The organism is Vibrio sp. (genome assembly GCF_047973365.1).
Lineage (GTDB): Bacteria > Pseudomonadota > Gammaproteobacteria > Enterobacterales > Vibrionaceae > Vibrio.
Map to the genome: position 1 here is coordinate 51,945 of NZ_JBKEBW010000074.1, position 17,227 is coordinate 69,171.

Here is a 17,227-nt window from a genome sequence, read left to right on the forward strand (position 1 = left end):
TATGAAGATGAAATATGTACAAGCGAAAAAATTATAAAAAAATCGTCATCTTTGGTCCATTGGTGCTTGGCTTTGCTATTCTCTCGGTGATGGTTTACTCCTATTTAATGGTTTTAAATCAACAGATCAGAAGTGAATACCGCAATGTTAACAGCATGCTGCAAAGAGCGGGCAAAATCCTTGTGGCACTGGATTACGGTTTTAGTAGTTATTATGAGTCGACGCTAACGGCGGCGACGGATTTTAATGTCGAAGTGGTTAATGGTGTCTGTCAATTATCCCCTAAAGAATCGTTAATACTGACGCAAAACCTCGCTCATTCATCGCCGCCGATCAATATCAGTTATATGATGATTGGCGATGAAAAATATTGTGATATCAAAAATGAAATCACCGAGTTGGCATTACGCAAGGTGACACTTGCACCGATCATCTCATTTTTACATGATCTCGATGAGTATGTGATTGGTGTGCATTACTTAGATGATCATGGTTTCATTATTTCCTCACCTAAAGAATCGATTCAAGCCATCGACAAAGAACAATTGGCAACCGTTAAGCTAAGAAACTTCTGGCAGGAGGCTTCGCAGAATCCAGATGTGATCTCTGTGATTGGCCCGAGCGCCTTTAGCGAAGTTTTGATGCAGCGCAACAATATGACACTAGCGATGCCAGTCTTTGAGAAGACAGAGTTCAAAGGGGTGGTCGTTTTAGACGTCAGTATTGATAAATTGATTGGCGATCAGTCTCCAGTCGCCGGAAAACTGCGTCTGGTGCGCACGGAATCACTGCCAGACGATGGCTCAGCGTATCTGCCTCACAAGATAGATGTCAGTTATACCAAGATGGATCACTATCTCTATTATCATTGGGAATGGAATAGCGAGATCCGCCAGTTTATTGGAGAGATGAGCATGAGCCTTATTGTGCTGTTTCTTTCCTATCTGGTGACCGTGATTGGCGTACTTCTGCTCGGTACTCGTGTCGAAAAAAGCTATTACGCAGATTTGGCCTACCATGACCCCATGACGGGGGTATTAAATCGACGCGGTATGGAAGAGTTTTTGCGTGACAAATTTCACAAACGCTATTTGTCTATTGCCATATTGGATATCGACAACTTCAAATCCATTAACGATACCTATGGTCATGATGTCGGGGATGATGTGATCTGTTATTTAGGTGAGCAAATTGAGCACAGCATTCGTGACACTGATGCGGTGGCGCGCTTTGGTGGTGAAGAATTTGTGATTTATTTAACGGGCGATGACCTGAGCGTGCTCAAAAAAATCATGTTTCGAGTTAAAGATGCCATTACTGAGAAATCTTCTGCTGTGGTGGAGGGTGGATTCACGGTATCTGGCGGGGTTGAAATTATTGAAAGTGTTGCAGGCTGCGATTTCGACAAGTTATTCAAAATCGCAGATGAGAAGCTTTATGAAGCCAAAACAACGGGCAAAAATAAGCTAGTGTTTTAGCCGTCACGCCATAAACCCTCGCCCGATCTCAGGGCGGGGATATAAGGGAAACGGTTATGCGTAAAGAGAATCTCGATAGTGTTTTAGATGTTCAACCATCGCTTGCACATCGTTTTTTACGCGAATCTCTCTGAATAAATCGGCTGCGTCAGGGTAAGCCTGACGCAGGTATGAAAACCACTGTTTTACTCGGTTCGGATAGTATTTTGCTTTATCGCCGTTGACTTCGTATTCGGAGTATTTTATCAGCAGTTCCACCACTTCATGCCAAGACATCGCATCATGGTTGTGCTTCACCATGTTACCAAGGTTAGGAATGTTGAGAGCGCCACGGCATACCATTAGAGAATCGACCCCCGTGGTCTTGATGCAGTCCTGACCGTCTTGATAACTCCATACTTCACCATTGGCAATTAGCGGTACTGAGGTTTTCTGACGGATTTTATCAATATATTCCCATTTGATTTCACTCGCTTTGTAACCACCCATTTTGGTTCTGGCATGAACCGTTAATTCGTCTGCTCTGGCTTGAGATACCGCATCAACAATTTCATAGCAGTCATCGGGGTTTTCCCAACCAAGGCGAATCTTTGCAGACACAGGAATATGCGCAGGAACCGCTTCTCGACAGGCTTTTACAACTTGGTAGATAAGCTCAGGCTGTTGCAATAGGGCTGCACCACCTTTGCTTTTGTTGACGGTTTTTGCAGGGCAACCGAAATTCAGATCGACGCCATATGCACCGAGATTAGCGGCACGAACGGCGTTTTCTGCCATCCATTCAGGTTCTTGTCCCAGTAATTGAACTTTTACAGGTATGCCGGATTTTGTCGCAGAACCCTGTTTAAGTTCAGGGCATAGACGATAGAACATATGATCGGGAAGCGCTTGGTCTATTACACGCACAAATTCAGTCACACAAAAATCATAATCATTGATTTCAGTGAGCATTTCACGCATCAGACTATCTAATACACCCTCCATTGGGCCTAAAACAACTCGCATCGTTAGATCTTATTACTACCGTCAAAAATGGAGGCGAGATTGTAGTGGTATGGCGGTGAAATGTCACGAAATCCGAGTTATACCTTTATAAATGACATGTCGAATAAGCGATAGAATTATGCTTTGTCGTGTATCGACTGTATTGAATCGCAACTTAGGCTGAGACATACAAGAACTTATTGGCGAGTTCAGGTTATAATGCGGCAATAATCAAAATTATCCCAAGCTAAAAGAGTTTAAATGACTTATCAATTTGTGAATTTGAGTTCAGTGCAATGTAGTGAATCCCCTGCTTTTATAGAAGGTGTCGTTCTGGCGGCTAACGTCGCAACTAAGCCTTTAGATCCTGAATCGTGGTGGAATTCGGTCTTTGGCGATCAAGCTGAGAGCTTAAAGCCTTTGATTACAGAGCAAATCAACGCTCAATATCATCAGCTCAAACGGAATGAGTATGCTTTGCACGCCAAGCTTGAGCAGCAAGAGGCTGGCTTTGATCAAGCGTTAGCTGATTTTGCTGAAGGCTTTATGATGTTGTGGCCAACGGTTGAACCGCTATGGCAGGAGGTAGCAACCTCTGATGGTTCAATTCGAATGCTACAAGCACTGCTGACTACATTGATGCTGGCGATTGATGAACAGCAGACACATCAGCAAATGAAAGAAGCGGGTTTTACCGAGCTACCTATGCTTGAAAATATGGTGAAACAACTCGATCTTATGATTCATGAAGTGGCGTTAGCCGCAGATGAAGCTATGATTGGCTTCAAAGCGCAAAACGTTAACCCGTATAAAGGTATTGGTCGTAACGAAATTTGCCCATGCGGTAGTGGTAAAAAGTTTAAGCATTGCTGCGGAAACTAGGCCCAGAAAATATAATTTATTCCACATAAGGTTGACAAAACAAGGAATAATTTCAGATATAACTTCCTTACACCCATTGGCTAGGAGCCGAAAGCAATGAAGAAATGGTTTGTTCTTTTAATGTGTAGTTTTTCTGTATTGGCTACACCCAAAGAGAATTTAAGCGAGCGTCTTGCTCTGACAGAAGGCTTTAGTGCAAAGTTTCAACAGCAAGTCATTAGCCCAGACGGTGAAATCGTGATGGACGGCAGTGGGTTAGTTGATATCGCTCGCCCAAGTCTTTTCCGTTGGGAGACTCTTGAACCTGATGAAAACTTGTTGGTTTCTGATGGTAAGTCTCTCTGGTACTACAGCCCATTTATCGAACAGGTCACAATCTACAACCAAGAGCAGGCGATGGAACAAACGCCATTTGTTTTGCTGACACGTAATCGCGCGAGCGACTGGGATGCCTATAAAGTTGAACAAGACAACGACGTTTTCACCCTGACGCCAATAGCTGTTGAATCGAATCAAGGTCAATTTCAAATAACGATTGATGATAAAGGTGTGGTAAAAGGTTTTAATGTATTAGAACAAGATGGTCAGAAGAGTCTGTTTAGTTTTAATGACGTAAAACAGCAAAAGCCGGCAATGAATCGATTCACATTTGAGGTTCCTCAAGGCGTAGAAGTTGATGACCAACGCAACTAACGATGGATCTAGGTAATTGGCACAGTGAGTAACTACTCTTTAGATTTTTCAGGGGACGAAGATTTTCGTCCCCTTGCTGCACGTATGCGTCCGCAAACCGTTGAGCAATATATCGGTCAGCAACACATATTGGGTGTTGGTAAGCCTTTGCGTAAAGCTTTGGAAGCCGGACAAATCCATTCTATGATTCTGTGGGGACCTCCGGGTACCGGTAAAACCACACTGGCTGAAGTTGCCGCAAATTATGCCAATGCAGAAGTGGAGCGAGTATCGGCGGTAACCTCTGGTGTTAAAGAGATTCGTCTAGCGATTGAAAAAGCTCGCGAGAATAAGCTGACTGGCCGCCGTACCATCTTGTTTGTCGACGAGGTGCACCGATTCAACAAATCTCAGCAAGATGCATTTTTGCCACATATTGAAGACGGCACAGTAACCTTTATTGGTGCGACTACCGAGAACCCTTCGTTTGAACTTAACAACGCTCTGCTATCGCGAGCGCGTGTTTATAAGCTCACCTCTTTAAGTAAAGAGGAGATTCTTCAGGCACTGGAACAAGCGGTGAACGATGGTGAAAAAGGCTTAGGCAAAACCAAAGCGGTCTTCAAAGATAACGTTTTAGAGTGTTTATCTGAGCTGGTGAATGGCGATGCGCGAATGTCGCTCAACTACCTTGAACTGCTTTATGATATGGCGGAAGAAGATAGTGACGGGAATAAGCTCATTACTTTAAGTCTTCTGGCTGAAGTGGCAGGAGAGAAGGTCTCTCGTTTTGATAATAAGGGCGATATTTGGTACGACCTAATTTCAGCCGTTCACAAATCCATCCGTGGCTCAAACCCTGATGGTGCTTTGTATTGGGCTGCGCGTATGATTTCAGCGGGCTGTGACCCGTTATATATCGCTCGACGTTTATTGGCGATTGCTTCTGAAGACATAGGTAATGCTGATCCTCGTGCGATGCAAGTTGCTTTATCTGCGTGGGATTGTTTTACCCGGGTGGGACCGGCGGAAGGCGAGAGAGCGATAGCGCAAGCGATCGTCTATCTGGCTTGTGCTCCCAAAAGCAATGCGGTGTATTCAGCGTGGAAACAGGCATTATCAGATGCTCATAATCTTCCTGAATATGAAGTGCCGTATCATTTGCGAAATGCACCAACCAGCTTGATGAAAGATTTAGGCTACGGTGCAGAATACCGTTACGCGCACAATGAGCCGGGAGCATACGCCGCTGGCGAACGTTATCTACCTCCTGAAATGACAGGAACGCGCTATTATCAGCCAACAAATCGCGGCTTAGAGACTAAGATTGGCGAAAAGTTAGATTATCTGGCGGATTTAGACGCAAAAAGCCCACAAAAGCGCTATGAAAAATAGTGTCTTTTCGTTATCTTTGACAAGTTAAAAATTCAATACCTATGTCCTGCTTAAAAAGCAAACACATAGGTCTTTTCGATACTCAAAAGCATAGGATTAACAATGCTGGATTCTAAATTACTTCGTACAGAGCTGGATGAAACAGCTGCAAAACTGGCACGTCGCGGTTTTAAACTCGACGTCGATACTATTCGTACACTTGAAGAACAACGTAAGTCCATTCAAGTCGAAGTTGAAAATTTACAATCCTCGCGTAACTCGATCTCTAAGCAAATCGGTCAATTAATGGCTCAAGGCGACAAAGACGGCGCCGAAGAGATTAAAAAACAAATTGGTTCTTTGGGTGACGACTTGGACGCTAAAAAAGCTGAGTTGGATGCTGTGCAAGCTCAGCTCGAAACCATCACTCAAACAGTACCGAATGTGCCAGATGATTCTGTGCCAGATGGTAAAGACGAAAACGACAACGTAGAAGTTGCACGTTGGGGTGAACCAAAAACTTATGATTTCGAACTGAAAGACCACGTCGATCTTGGTGAAATGGGCGGTGGTCTGGATTTTGCCAGTGCAACAAAAATTACCGGTGCGCGCTTTATAGTGATGAAAGGTCAATTTGCTCGTTTACATCGTGCGATTGCTCAGTTTATGTTGGATCTTCACACTGAAGAGCACGGCTATACAGAGATGTATGTTCCTTACCTCGTCAATGCTGAAAGTTTGTTCGGTACTGGTCAGCTTCCTAAGTTTGGTAAAGATCTGTTCCATACAGAACCACTAACAGAAAAAGTGAATGACGAAGAACCGCGTAAGTTTTCTTTAATTCCAACCGCTGAGGTTCCTGTTACCAACCTGGTTCGTGACACTATTACGGATGAAACCGATCTTCCATTGAAGATGACGGCTCATACACCTTGTTTCCGTTCAGAAGCAGGTTCATACGGTCGTGATACTCGTGGTCTGATTCGTATGCATCAGTTCGACAAAGTAGAGTTGGTGCAAATCACTCGACCTGAAGATTCGATGGCGGCACTAGAAGAGCTAACAGCCCACGCGGAAAAAGTACTTCAACTTCTGGAACTTCCATACCGTAAAGTGGTGCTATGTGCCGGCGATATGGGCTTCGGTTCTCGTAAAACTTACGATTTAGAAGTTTGGGTTCCAGCACAACAGACTTACCGCGAGATCTCTTCATGTTCAAATATGTGGGATTTCCAGGCGCGCCGTATGCAAGCACGTTTCCGTCGTAAAGGCGAGAAGAAACCTGAACTAGTACATACATTAAACGGTTCGGGTCTGGCTGTTGGTCGTACCATGGTGGCAATTTTAGAAAACTATCAACTTGCTGATGGACGTATTGAAGTACCAACCGTGTTGCAAAAATACATGGCAGGTGCCACTCATATCGGCTAACTCATCCTGATGAGATAAATGAGTAAAAAAAACGGATTCATTAAGAATCCGTTTTTTGATCATAAAGCTTGTGTTAGTGGTGATTACTCATCATTGGTAATATGAACCGGTTTACTTTTAAATTTCTCACGCAATGTCTGCATCATCACGAAGAATACCGGTGTCAGTAGTGTGCCAACAAAGGTTGATAAGATCATACCGCCAAACACAGCGAAACCGAGTGAGTGACGTGATGCCGCGCCAGCACCAGAAGCAATAACCAACGGGAATACACCCCAAATGAAAGCAAAGGCTGTCATCTGTACGGCTCGGAAACGGATTCGAGCCGCTTCTTTTGCTGCTTCAAGGATTGAAAGCCCCTTGTTTTCTCGCAGAACCTTGGCGAATTCAACGATCAAAATGGCAACTTTGGCGGACATGCCTATCAGTATGACCACACCTATCTGCACATACAGGTCGAAAGCTTGACCTGCCATAATCAGCGTAGCAACGGCGCCGAGTACTGCAACCGGTACCGCCATCATTACTGCCGTTGGGATGGTCCAGCTCTCATATTGAGCAACCAGGAACAGGTAGGTGAATATCAATGACAGAGCAAAAGCAATCGGTGCCATGTTACCGGCCTTCAGCTCTTGATAAGTCATACCTGACCATTCGTAAGAATAACCGCTTGGTAGCTCTTCAGCCGCTAGCTTTTCAATCGCTTTTACCACATCGCCGGAACTGAAGCCTGCGGCAGGTGCACCATTGACAGTGGCTGCACTGAACATGTTGTAGTTTGAAAGCGTATCTGGACCAAATATAGGTTTGATTTTAATCAGCGTACCCAACGGCACCATATTTCCTGTTGCGCTGCGAACGTAGAGGTGACTGATATCATCGATATTGTCGCGATATTGCTGTTCAGCTTGCACTTTTACCTGATATGAGCGACCAAATTTGTTGAAATCGGAAATATAAGCACCACCCAATTGTGACTGTAAGGTGGAGAATATTTCATTCAGTGGTACGCCTAATGAGATAGCTTTGTCTCGGTCAATATCAATAAAACGCTGAGGGATATTAGCGCGGAAGATTGAAAATGCACTAGCGACTTCAGGAAGCTGGTTTATCTTCGCGACGAAATCAGCGGTGGTGTTTGCTAGTTCTTGCGGAGAACGTCCCAAATTGTCCTGCAAAATCAAACTAAAACCATCAACCGCCCCCATGCCTTTAATTGCAGGTGTGGCGAAGACAAATGAAGCTGCATCTGGGTTGGAATTGAGCATTTGACTTACTTTTTGCATCAGTGCTCGTTGATGCAGAGCTGGGTCTTTACGTTTACTCCAGTTATCCAGTTTAATGATTAACATACCAGAGTTGGGAATCGCCGCCATGTTAATCACTGAGAAACCAGCCACTGAAACGACATTCTCCACGCCATCAATTTGTTGCAATTCATGGACGTATTTTTCCATTAATGGTGCTGTACGTTGCAATGCGGCTGCATCAGGTAAGCGCATTTCCACCATAAATACGCCTTTGTCTTCATTTGGAACAAAAGCAGAGGGTATTTGCATAAAGCTGAATACTAGTGTGGCAATTAAAGCGCCATAAATCGCTATGCTCAGAAGCAGACGTTGACCAAGAAAGCCCACAAGCCCCCGGTATTTGGAAGTAATCGCTTCAAATCCACGGTTAAATGCGCGCAGAGGAGCGATCGGCGTTGAATGTTCAGATCTCAACATCAAAGCACATAGCGCAGGTGTCAGGGTTAGAGCATTCACTGCTGAGATGAGTACTGAAACACAGATGGTCACGGCAAACTGATTAAACATTTTGCCTGAGATACCGGGTAGCAAAGCAACGGGAACAAATACAGCAAGAAGAATTAAGGTAGTAGCCAGTACAGGCCCTGTGACCTCTTTCATCGCTTGGATAGTAGCGGGAATCGGGTCTAGATGCTGTTCATGAATGACCCGCTCCACGTTTTCTACCACTATGATTGCATCATCCACCACGATACCGATGGCGAGGATCAGACCAAACAGTGAAATGGTATTGATTGTCATACCTATCACACCCATTACGGCGAAGGTCGCAATAATGGATACTGGAATCGCAAGTGTAGGAATAATGGTCGCGCGCCAGTTTTGCAGGAACACGTACACCACCAGTGTTACCAGTAATACGGCAATAACTAGCGTTTCATAAACCTCATCAATTGATGTTTCAACGTACTCGGTTGAGTCGTATGCGATGTCATAAACCAGATCGTCTGGGAATGAGCGTTCATATTGTTTCATCGCCTCTTTAATGCGATCCATTACCGCCAATGCGTTTGCTGTCGGTAACTGATAGAGCGCAAGAACCGCCGCTGGCTCGTTATTCATTCGTCCATCGGCTTCATAGCCTTGAGCGCCGACTTCAATACGTGCCACATCTTTTAGACGGATTAAAGAACCATTCGAGTTGGCTTTAACTATGATGTTTTCAAATTCTTCCGCTGTTTGTAGTCGTCCTTTTACTTGTAAAACATATTGATGCTGCTGCCCATTAGGTGCTGGCATACCACCAATTTTACCTGCAGCGACTTGTACATTCTGCGTTTTGATCGCACCAATAACATCGGATGCCGAGAGCTTCAGCGAGGCGAGTTTATTCGGTTGTAACCAAACACGCATCGAATAGTCTTTTTTACCTAGCAGGGTAATATCACTCATGCCTTCAATACGTTTTAAGCGTTCAACGATATTGAGATCGGCGTAGTTAGAAAGGTAAATACTGTCGTGGGTTTGCTTTGGTGAGCGTAACGTAATCACGCCTAGCATATCGGAAGACTTCTTGCGAACAGTCACGCCGATTTGGTTGACTTCTTGTGGTAAAGAAGAAGAGGCTTGAGAAACAAGGTTGTTAACACGAACTTGTGCCATATCGCCATCTGAGCCGACTCGAAAATAGACTCGTAAGGTATAGGTACCATCGTTACCAATGACTGAAGACATATAGATCATGTCTTCAACACCATTGACTTTTGCTTCGATCGGTTGAGCAACGGTTTTTTTCACCACATCAGCATTTGCTCCGGGATACATGGTGCTGACGGTAATCACTGTAGGTGAGATTTGCGGGTATTCTGAAACGGGTAATACTTTTAGAGCGATAAGCCCCATCAGTGTCATGGCTAGCGAAATAACCAGTGCAAATTTAGGTCGATAGATAAAAAATTTACTTAACATAATAATGCCTAGCTTGCCTTATTCGCTGATTGAGTAATATCGTTGGCTTGTACTTTCATACCGACTCGAATTTTTTGTAATCCTTTCACAATCACTTTTTCGTTCTCAGCTAGTCCAGAAGTGACGGCTTTATTTGTGCCATATGTTTGCCCCAGTTCGATCTCGCGACGAGCGACGACGTTTTGATTGTCGACAACCATTACATAGTCACCGGCCTGATCTTGCTGTACTGATGCCGATGGGACGAGTAGCCCTTCGATGGTTTTGCCTCTTAAACTAATGGTTAAGTTGCCGTACTCGCCTGGCATCAGTGAGTATTTAGCATTTGCAAAGGTAGCTTCCGCTTGAATTGAACCGGTCTCAAGATTGATTTTGTTGCCTACCGCGTAAATTTTGCCACCGGAGGGGTATTCACTGCCGTCAGACAAATTCAGGTTTAAGTCCACATCGAGTTTGCCGTTATCGGCTCTTACTGTGTCGACAACGTTGCGTATACGTCGATAAAGTTTTTCATCAATATTGAATCGAAAGTGGATGGGATCAATTTGTGTCAGGGAAACTAACGGTTTTAACTGCAATGTTGTGATGCGGTCGCCTACACGATAGTTGCTAAATCCAACTCGTCCTGAAAATGGTGCTCGAATAGTTGAAAATTCAAGGTCGAGCTGTGCTGAAAGCAAAGAGGCTTCTGCGCCCTTGACTGAAGCCACAGCTGTTGCTTGTTTAGCGATAGCATCATCGTATTGCTGTTCGCTGATGCTTTTGTCTTTGATCAGTGTTTTGGCTCTGTCTGCGTCTCGATTAGCAAGAGAAAGCTCAGCCTGCGCTTTTTGTAATGATGCTTTTGCGTATGCCAGTGCAGCCTTGTAGGGACGAGGGTCAATTTGGAACAATACCTGATTTTTCTTCACCATATCACCATCTTTAAAGTGAATTTCAGTGAGTTCACCTTTGACTCTTGGCATTATATCGATGTCATTTTCAGCGACCGTTCTACCAATAAACGTATGGTAAGGCGTAATTTCTGAAGCCTGCATTGTCACCGTTTCGACGATAGGCGTGGCGGCTTGCTTTTTTTGAGTGACATCCTCACAGCCAGAAAGCAGTAGGGAAGCTATCGCTGTGGAAATTAGGGCATATTTGTTGTCGAATCTCATTATTAGAACCTGTAGGTTTTATGGTTAATCTTTGAACGCAGCAATGTACTGTCATTGGATGAGCCTCTTTTGAATAGACAACGTGATTAACTTCCGCCTAACGGAGCGTTAGGCGGATGCTTTATTGTAATTTTATTGTGTTGCGAATTATGTCGGTAACAAAACGTTACATTTCGCTATGGGTAATAATAAAGAAAAAGTCTAGACAGAAATGCTCAGTGATATTCACTACTGCAAATTCGTCGGGAAAACCGTACTTGCCTATTAGGAAAGTTTAAATCTGATTGATACCCCCGATTTCAGATAAAAATATGCTCAGACTTAGCTTCGGTGGCGCAGCGAATGGACATGTTTTCAGAATGGTACGAGCTCAAAACAGATCATGCTCAAAACAGCTCGGGTTCAGCAACGCAGTCTTGATGGCATCCAGTAGTTTATGAAGATGTTCTGACTGGCTTATGTAAGGCGGCATGATGTAAATCAGGCGTCCAAAAGGTCGTATCCATACGCCCATTTTGACAAACAGTGCTTGAATAATTTCCATATTGACTGGGTGATGAGTCTCTATTACGCCAATAGCACCTAAATATCGCACCTGTTTCACTTCCTTATAGTTTTTGAACTGCATAAGTTCTTCAGCAAAGAAAGTTTCGATCTGTTTCACCTGTTGTTGCCATTTCCCGTTAGCGATGATGTCTAGGTTGGTAGAGGCTACCGCGCAGGCTAAGGGGTTGCCCATAAAGGTTGGTCCGTGCATAAAGCAACCCGCTTCACCACCACAAACTGTATCGGCGACTTTCTTGGTTGTTAGGGTTGCAGACAGTGTCATATAACCACCGGTTAGTGCTTTACCGACGCATAAAATGTCCGGTTGGATTTGTGCATGCTCACATGCAAACAGTTTCCCGGTACGACCAAAGCCGGTCGCGATTTCATCCAGTATTAATAGCAAATCGTACTCGTCACAAAGCTGCCTAACACGGCGTAGAAATTCGGGGTGATAGATACGCATACCCCCTGCACCTTGCACGATGGGCTCTAATATCACAGCGGCTAGCTGTGAGTGATGCTGGACTATTTTCTGCTGAAAATAGTCTATATCGGACTCATCCCAAGGCTGCCAGAACCCCCCTTGAGGTGACTGAGCAAAGATGTGTTGTGGCAGAAAACCTTTGTAGAGGTTGTGCATCGAATTATCAGGATCCGTTACCGACATCGCGGCAAAGGTATCACCATGGTAACCATGGCGCAGCGTAAGAAATTTTGCGCGGCTTTCGCCTTTGGCGTGCCAATACTGCAACGCCATTTTCAGGCTTATTTCGACCGCGACAGAACCAGAATCAGCCAGAAAAACTTGCCGCAAATTGTTGGGCGCTATGGCAAGCAGCTTTTTACATAACTCAATTGCCGGTTGATGAGTCAGGCCGCCGAACATCACGTGTGACATCTTACTGATTTGGTCATGGGCTGCTTGATTAAGCTTTGGATGATTGTAGCCATGAATTGCCGACCACCACGAAGACATACCATCTACCAGTACTGTTTCATCTTCCAAATACAGGTAAACGCCTTCTGCATGATTTACGGGATAGCAGGTCAGAGGTGTGAGAGTTGACGTATAGGGATGCCATATGTGCTGGCGATCAAAGGCTAAATCCATGTTATAAACCCGAAATTGAAATGGTTAAAAATTATTCTAATGTAAACATAATAATATTTATATTGTTGACAGTTTATCGTGTGTCGTTAGACTAACCAAGCATAAATGCCTAGATACGTTCGTTTTTTGTTCGAACAGTTAAGTGGATACCCGCTAAGTCAACAGGTGCCACGCGCAGTCAGGCAAACAACAATAATTTTGATAAGGATTACATGTGGAAGTTCGTCATAACTGGACTGTCTCTGAAGTAAAGGCACTGCTTGAAAAACCATTCATGGATCTGTTGTTTGAAGCTCAGTTGGTTCATCGTCATTATCACTCTCATAACCATGTTCAAGTCAGTACTCTGCTTTCCATCAAAACAGGGGCATGTCCGGAAGATTGCAAATATTGTCCTCAAAGTGCGCATTATCGTACCGACGTAGAGAAAGAGCGCTTAATGGAAGTTGAGCGTGTGCTTGATGCTGCACGTAAGGCGAAAAGTTCAGGCTCGACGCGATTTTGTATGGGTGCGGCTTGGAAAAATCCAAACAGCAGAGATATGCCGTATCTAAAAGAGATGATTTCTGGCGTTAAAAGTATGGGATTGGAAACCTGTATGACACTCGGCATGCTGAATGCGGAGCAGGCTAATGAACTGGCTAAAGCCGGGCTTGATTACTACAACCATAACCTTGATACCTCGCCAGAATACTACGCAAACATCATTACTACCCGAACCTATCAAGACCGCTTAGATACCCTTTCACATGTTCGTGATGCGGGAATGAAGATCTGCTCTGGCGGCATCATAGGTATGGGGGAGAGCACTAACGACAGGGCTGGTTTGTTGGTTGAACTGGCTAATTTATCGGTTCAGCCAGAAAGTGTGCCAATTAACATGTTAGTGAAAGTAAAAGGCACACCGCTTGAAAATGTGCAAGATGTAGAACCTTTCGATTTTGTCCGCCTCATTGCCGTGGCTCGCATTATGATGCCGAAATCGGCGGTACGTCTGTCTGCTGGTCGGGAAAAAATGAATGAACAGATGCAGGCGCTGTGTTTTATGGCGGGTGCAAACTCGATTTTCTATGGCTGCAAGTTATTAACGACGCCCAATCCCGCCGAAGACAGCGATATGCTGCTATTTAAAAAGCTAGGCATTAATAGCCAGCAAGTGGTTCAGAAGCCTGATGAGATCGCAGAAAATGAACTGTTGGATCGTGTAGTCGAACGTGTAGCGTCACGCCCAACGGCAGACGATTTATTCTATGAAGCTACAATTTAAATCCCGCGTTCAAAGGGCATTGTTGGAAAGAGAAACGTTGGGATTAACTCGTTCACTTCAAGTGTTGGATGCGGGCAATCAGGTTGCGACTCGCTGTGGTGACGCCCAGTTTGTTAACTTTTCCAGCAACGATTATCTGGGGTTAGCCTCGGATAAAGAGTTGGTGGCAGCATGGCAAAAAGGCTTGGATATTTACGGTGCAGGTAGTGGTGCATCCCCGTTGGTGACTGGATTTTCATCGGCACACGCCAGTTTGCAGAGTGCGCTTTGTGAATGGTTAGGATTTGAAAGGGCTGTGCTGTTCGGCTCAGGTTTTAGTGCCAACCAAGCGGTGCTTTTTACATTGATGCGCAAAGGCGATCTGTTACTGCAAGATAAACTCAATCACGCATCTTTAATGGAAGCTGGAGTGTTGTCTGAGGCAACAATGAAGCGCTTCAGACATAATGATGTGCAACATCTCTCTAAGCGACTGTCGGGTGATGAAAATACACTTGTGGTGACCGAAGGCATATTTAGTATGGATGGCGATTTGTCTCCGCTTTCCGATATCCATCAGATCACTCGCAAAAATGCATGGTTGATGGTTGATGATGCTCACGGCGTGGGTGTTGTTGGTGAATACGGTGCCGGCAGTTGTGATTCAGCGGGTATCAAACCAGAAATTCTGCTAGTGACCTTTGGTAAGGCTTTCGGGCTGTCTGGCGCGGCTATTTTATGTAGTGCTGAATTGGGCAATTACCTCACGCAGTTTGCGCGTCATCACGTCTATTCAACTGCGATTCCTCCTTCTCAGGCATATGCGATCACTTATGCGATTGGCATGATACAAACGCAACAGTGGCGACGAGAAAAACTGAGTGAGCTTTCCATGGTGTATGACCAACAGCTTCAGTCTGTAGAGGGCTATGTGAAAACCACCACGCCAATTAAGCCTTTTATGTTAGGTACTGCTCAGAAAGTGCTGACTGTTGCTCGTCAATTAAAAAACGAAGGTTTTTGGATGACAGCTATTCGTCCACCTACCGTTGCAGAGGGCAAAGCAAGGTTACGTATTACGCTAACGGCTAATCATAGTATTCAAGCTGTTGCTAAGTTATCTAGTGTGTTGCGAAAAACCATGGAGTCGGCGAAATGAGCGAGCTAGCTTATAAAACTGATTTTGCAAGCAAAGATAAAAACGCTATATCACAAACGTTTAGCAAGGCGGCGATCAGCTATGACAAACATGCTGCATTTCAGCGTGATGTCGGTCATCGTTTATTGCAGAAGTTACCACAGGACTTAACTGGGCTCCGCGTTCTCGATTTAGGTTGTGGGACAGGGTATTTCTCGTACCAATTAAAGCGGTTAGGCGCAACCGTGGTTTGCGCAGATCTCTCACCGGCGATGTTGGAACAAGCTCAACTGCGTTGCGGCGATGATGCTACGACTTATGTACTTGCCGATGCAGAGTCTCTGCCATTTAACGATGGAGACTTCGATATCGTTTTTTCTAGCCTGGCTTTGCAGTGGTGTGATGATCTATCCGTTCCGCTCAGGGAAATACGCCGGGTGCTTGCACCGTTAGGGCGTGGCTATTTTTCTACTTTACTCGATGGCTCGTTGATTGAACTTAAGCGATCATGGAGGAAAATTGATTCTCATCAACATGTTAATGACTTCATTTCAATCAATCAGGTAAAAATTGCGTTAGCGCAAGCCGATCCTTCAATGCATCACTTAAACTCGACTGAAGTGATTGTATGGTATGACACCGCTTTAGCATTAATGCGCGATTTAAAGGGCATTGGAGCGAACCATATTCATTCAAGAACTCGGGGGTTGACGGGGAAACAGGCGTTAGTTCGAGTTGAACAGGCCTATGAGCAATTTCGAAGTCAGCAAGGTTCTTTACCTGCAACATATCAGGTTTGTTTAGGGGTAATTTATCGATGATAAATGCATTATTTATTGCGGGTACGGACACCGATGTTGGTAAAACAGTGGCTTCAAAGGCGATATTACAAGCGATCGCCAGTAAAGGCTTTACAACCATTGGTTATAAGCCAGTAGCAGCGGGATGTGAGAGAACAGAACAAGGCTTTCGCAACTCAGATGCGCTACATCTTATGCAAGTGGCAACACAAGAAATGCCGTATGAAGATGTCAATCCATACGCGCTAGAACTGCCTGCATCTCCACACATTGCAGCAAAATATGAAAATTTGACTATCGACTACAAGGTGTTGAGTGACAAACTGGAATATCTGAAAACCAAGGCTGATACCGTTTTGGTTGAAGGTTCGGGAGGTTGGCGAGTGCCAGTATCCGATACAGATTGTTTATCGTCATGGGTTAAGAAAGAGAAATTACCAGTAGTTCTGGTTGTCGGTGTAAAACTTGGTTGTCTCAGCCATGCCATTCTGACCGCAGAGAGCATTGAAGCTGATGGTTTAAACATTGTCGGTTGGGTGGCGAACCGCATTAACCCTGGTACTGAACATTACGCTGAAATCATAAAGGTATTGGAGTCTCGGATTAGTGCGCCTAAATTGGGTGAGATCCCTTATGTGCCAAGCGCGAAACGTAGCGAACTCGGAAAATACATTAACCTTGAGCCTTTGATGGAAAAGGAACTTGCTTAATACCGTTCTAGAAAAATTTCTGATCAGTGAATGGGTGTCGATAAGCAAACCCTCCGAGCAATGGATGGCTCGGCGGAGCCCCATGGAAGGTCGCTCTTATAAAAAATAAGGCCGTGTTTGTGTTCGACTCTCATTCGCTGTGCCACTGATGCTCAATCTGATCATATTTTTAGCTAGAATAATGGAATGGACCCTCTCTACCTAATCGGCTTCAAATGAGCCATATTTATTGATGATAAGACAACCAATAACATTAAGTGAGGATCCTATGACAAGCGTAACAGTCTGTTTAGATACAGACTAATGTATTTTTCATGTTGTAGAGAAAAATTCGTCTGGTCGCATACTAAAAAAAGCCAAGCTAACTAGAAATCAATTAGTTAACTACTTTTCCAATAAAGAGGCTTGTACCATCGCCATCGAAGCTTGTGGTGCATGTCATTATTGGTGCCGAGTTTTTAGTCAACTCGGACATAC

General features: G+C 44.5%; 13 protein-coding genes and 1 pseudogene. 10 read left to right on the forward strand and 4 right to left on the reverse strand.

All coding sequences use genetic code 11. The features are described from left to right. The first annotated feature begins 14 nt into the window (after window positions 1-14). Window positions 15-1,478: a diguanylate cyclase gene (locus ACK5MF_RS09715; RefSeq protein WP_416921671.1), complete on the forward strand. Its 1,464-nt coding sequence runs from the start codon at window positions 15-17 to the stop codon at window positions 1,476-1,478. A gap of 54 nt (window positions 1,479-1,532) precedes the next feature. Here ACK5MF_RS09715 and dusC read toward each other — a convergent pair whose 3' ends face one another. After that, window positions 1,533-2,483 carry a tRNA dihydrouridine(16) synthase DusC gene (dusC, locus tag ACK5MF_RS09720; RefSeq protein ID WP_416921673.1) on the reverse strand — a complete coding sequence of 317 codons (951 nt, stop codon included), beginning with the start codon at window positions 2,481-2,483 and terminating at the stop codon, window positions 1,533-1,535. Window positions 2,484-2,723: 240 nt separating this feature from the next. Here dusC and ACK5MF_RS09725 point away from each other — a divergent pair, with 240 nt between their 5' ends. The 4 genes from ACK5MF_RS09725 to serS all read left to right on the forward strand — a co-directional run bounded on the left by ACK5MF_RS09725 (window position 2,724) and on the right by serS (window position 6,821). Beyond that, the gene (locus ACK5MF_RS09725; RefSeq protein WP_416921675.1) at window positions 2,724-3,344 is read left to right on the forward strand and encodes an SEC-C metal-binding domain-containing protein; all 621 of its coding nucleotides are present in this window, start codon (window positions 2,724-2,726) and stop codon (window positions 3,342-3,344) included. Window positions 3,345-3,440: 96 nt separating this feature from the next. Further along, complete coding sequence (gene lolA, locus ACK5MF_RS09730) at window positions 3,441-4,037, forward strand: outer membrane lipoprotein chaperone LolA (protein ID WP_416921677.1); 597 nt, start codon at window positions 3,441-3,443, stop codon at window positions 4,035-4,037. A gap of 24 nt (window positions 4,038-4,061) precedes the next feature. Beyond that, window positions 4,062-5,411: a replication-associated recombination protein A gene (locus tag ACK5MF_RS09735; protein ID WP_416921678.1), complete on the forward strand. Its 1,350-nt coding sequence runs from the start codon at window positions 4,062-4,064 to the stop codon at window positions 5,409-5,411. Between the two features lie 102 nt (window positions 5,412-5,513). Continuing rightward, window positions 5,514-6,821, forward strand: coding sequence for a serine--tRNA ligase (serS, locus tag ACK5MF_RS09740; protein ID WP_416921680.1), 1,308 nt, complete (start codon window positions 5,514-5,516; stop codon window positions 6,819-6,821). Between the two features lie 83 nt (window positions 6,822-6,904). On the opposite strand, the gene ACK5MF_RS09745 is transcribed toward serS, so the two are convergent. The 3 genes from ACK5MF_RS09745 to bioA form a co-directional block, all read right to left on the reverse strand. After that, the gene (locus tag ACK5MF_RS09745; protein WP_416921682.1) at window positions 6,905-10,039 is read right to left on the reverse strand and encodes an efflux RND transporter permease subunit; all 3,135 of its coding nucleotides are present in this window, start codon (window positions 10,037-10,039) and stop codon (window positions 6,905-6,907) included. Window positions 10,040-10,047: 8 nt separating this feature from the next. After that, window positions 10,048-11,196, reverse strand: a complete 1,149-nt coding sequence (locus ACK5MF_RS09750) for an efflux RND transporter periplasmic adaptor subunit (RefSeq protein ID WP_416921684.1) — start codon at window positions 11,194-11,196, stop codon at window positions 10,048-10,050. A 370-nt stretch (window positions 11,197-11,566) separates the two neighbouring features. After that, entirely contained in the window at window positions 11,567-12,856 is a 1,290-nt protein-coding gene (bioA, locus tag ACK5MF_RS09755; protein ID WP_416921686.1) for an adenosylmethionine--8-amino-7-oxononanoate transaminase, read from the reverse strand. 214 nt (window positions 12,857-13,070) lie between these two features. On the opposite strand from bioA, the gene bioB reads away from it, so the two are divergent. From bioB to ACK5MF_RS09780, 5 genes and pseudogenes are all read left to right on the forward strand, one after another. Further along, window positions 13,071-14,123, forward strand: coding sequence for a biotin synthase BioB (gene bioB, locus ACK5MF_RS09760; RefSeq protein ID WP_416921688.1), 1,053 nt, complete (start codon window positions 13,071-13,073; stop codon window positions 14,121-14,123). Further along, entirely contained in the window at window positions 14,107-15,261 is a 1,155-nt protein-coding gene (gene bioF / locus ACK5MF_RS09765) for an 8-amino-7-oxononanoate synthase (RefSeq protein ID WP_416921690.1), read from the forward strand. The genes bioB and bioF overlap by 17 nt, the downstream gene beginning before the upstream one ends. Beyond that, complete coding sequence (bioC, locus tag ACK5MF_RS09770; protein WP_416921692.1) at window positions 15,258-16,061, forward strand: malonyl-ACP O-methyltransferase BioC; 804 nt, start codon at window positions 15,258-15,260, stop codon at window positions 16,059-16,061. Before bioF ends, bioC begins: the two co-directional genes overlap by 4 nt. After that, the gene (gene bioD / locus ACK5MF_RS09775; RefSeq protein WP_416921694.1) at window positions 16,058-16,750 is read left to right on the forward strand and encodes a dethiobiotin synthase; all 693 of its coding nucleotides are present in this window, start codon (window positions 16,058-16,060) and stop codon (window positions 16,748-16,750) included. The genes bioC and bioD overlap by 4 nt, the downstream gene beginning before the upstream one ends. A 307-nt stretch (window positions 16,751-17,057) precedes the next feature. Then, window positions 17,058-17,227, forward strand: a pseudogene (locus ACK5MF_RS09780) (IS110 family transposase); the annotation flags it as partial.

Excerpts from the sequence above, each read along its gene's own strand:
- ACK5MF_RS09745 (WP_416921682.1), bottom strand. The coding sequence starts at position 10,039 with ATGTTAAGTAAATTTTTTATCTATCGACCTAAATTTGCACTGGTTATT.
- bioF (WP_416921690.1), top strand. The coding sequence starts at position 14,107 with ATGAAGCTACAATTTAAATCCCGCGTTCAAAGGGCATTGTTGGAAAGA.
- ACK5MF_RS09750 (WP_416921684.1), bottom strand. The coding sequence starts at position 11,196 with ATGAGATTCGACAACAAATATGCCCTAATTTCCACAGCGATAGCTTCC.
- bioA (WP_416921686.1), bottom strand. The coding sequence starts at position 12,856 with ATGGATTTAGCCTTTGATCGCCAGCACATATGGCATCCCTATACGTCA.
- serS (WP_416921680.1), top strand. The coding sequence starts at position 5,514 with ATGCTGGATTCTAAATTACTTCGTACAGAGCTGGATGAAACAGCTGCA.
- ACK5MF_RS09725 (WP_416921675.1), top strand. The coding sequence starts at position 2,724 with ATGACTTATCAATTTGTGAATTTGAGTTCAGTGCAATGTAGTGAATCC.
- lolA (WP_416921677.1), top strand. The coding sequence starts at position 3,441 with ATGAAGAAATGGTTTGTTCTTTTAATGTGTAGTTTTTCTGTATTGGCT.
- ACK5MF_RS09715 (WP_416921671.1), top strand. The coding sequence starts at position 15 with ATGTACAAGCGAAAAAATTATAAAAAAATCGTCATCTTTGGTCCATTG.
- bioC (WP_416921692.1), top strand. The coding sequence starts at position 15,258 with ATGAGCGAGCTAGCTTATAAAACTGATTTTGCAAGCAAAGATAAAAAC.
- dusC (WP_416921673.1), bottom strand. The coding sequence starts at position 2,483 with ATGCGAGTTGTTTTAGGCCCAATGGAGGGTGTATTAGATAGTCTGATG.
- bioD (WP_416921694.1), top strand. The coding sequence starts at position 16,058 with ATGATAAATGCATTATTTATTGCGGGTACGGACACCGATGTTGGTAAA.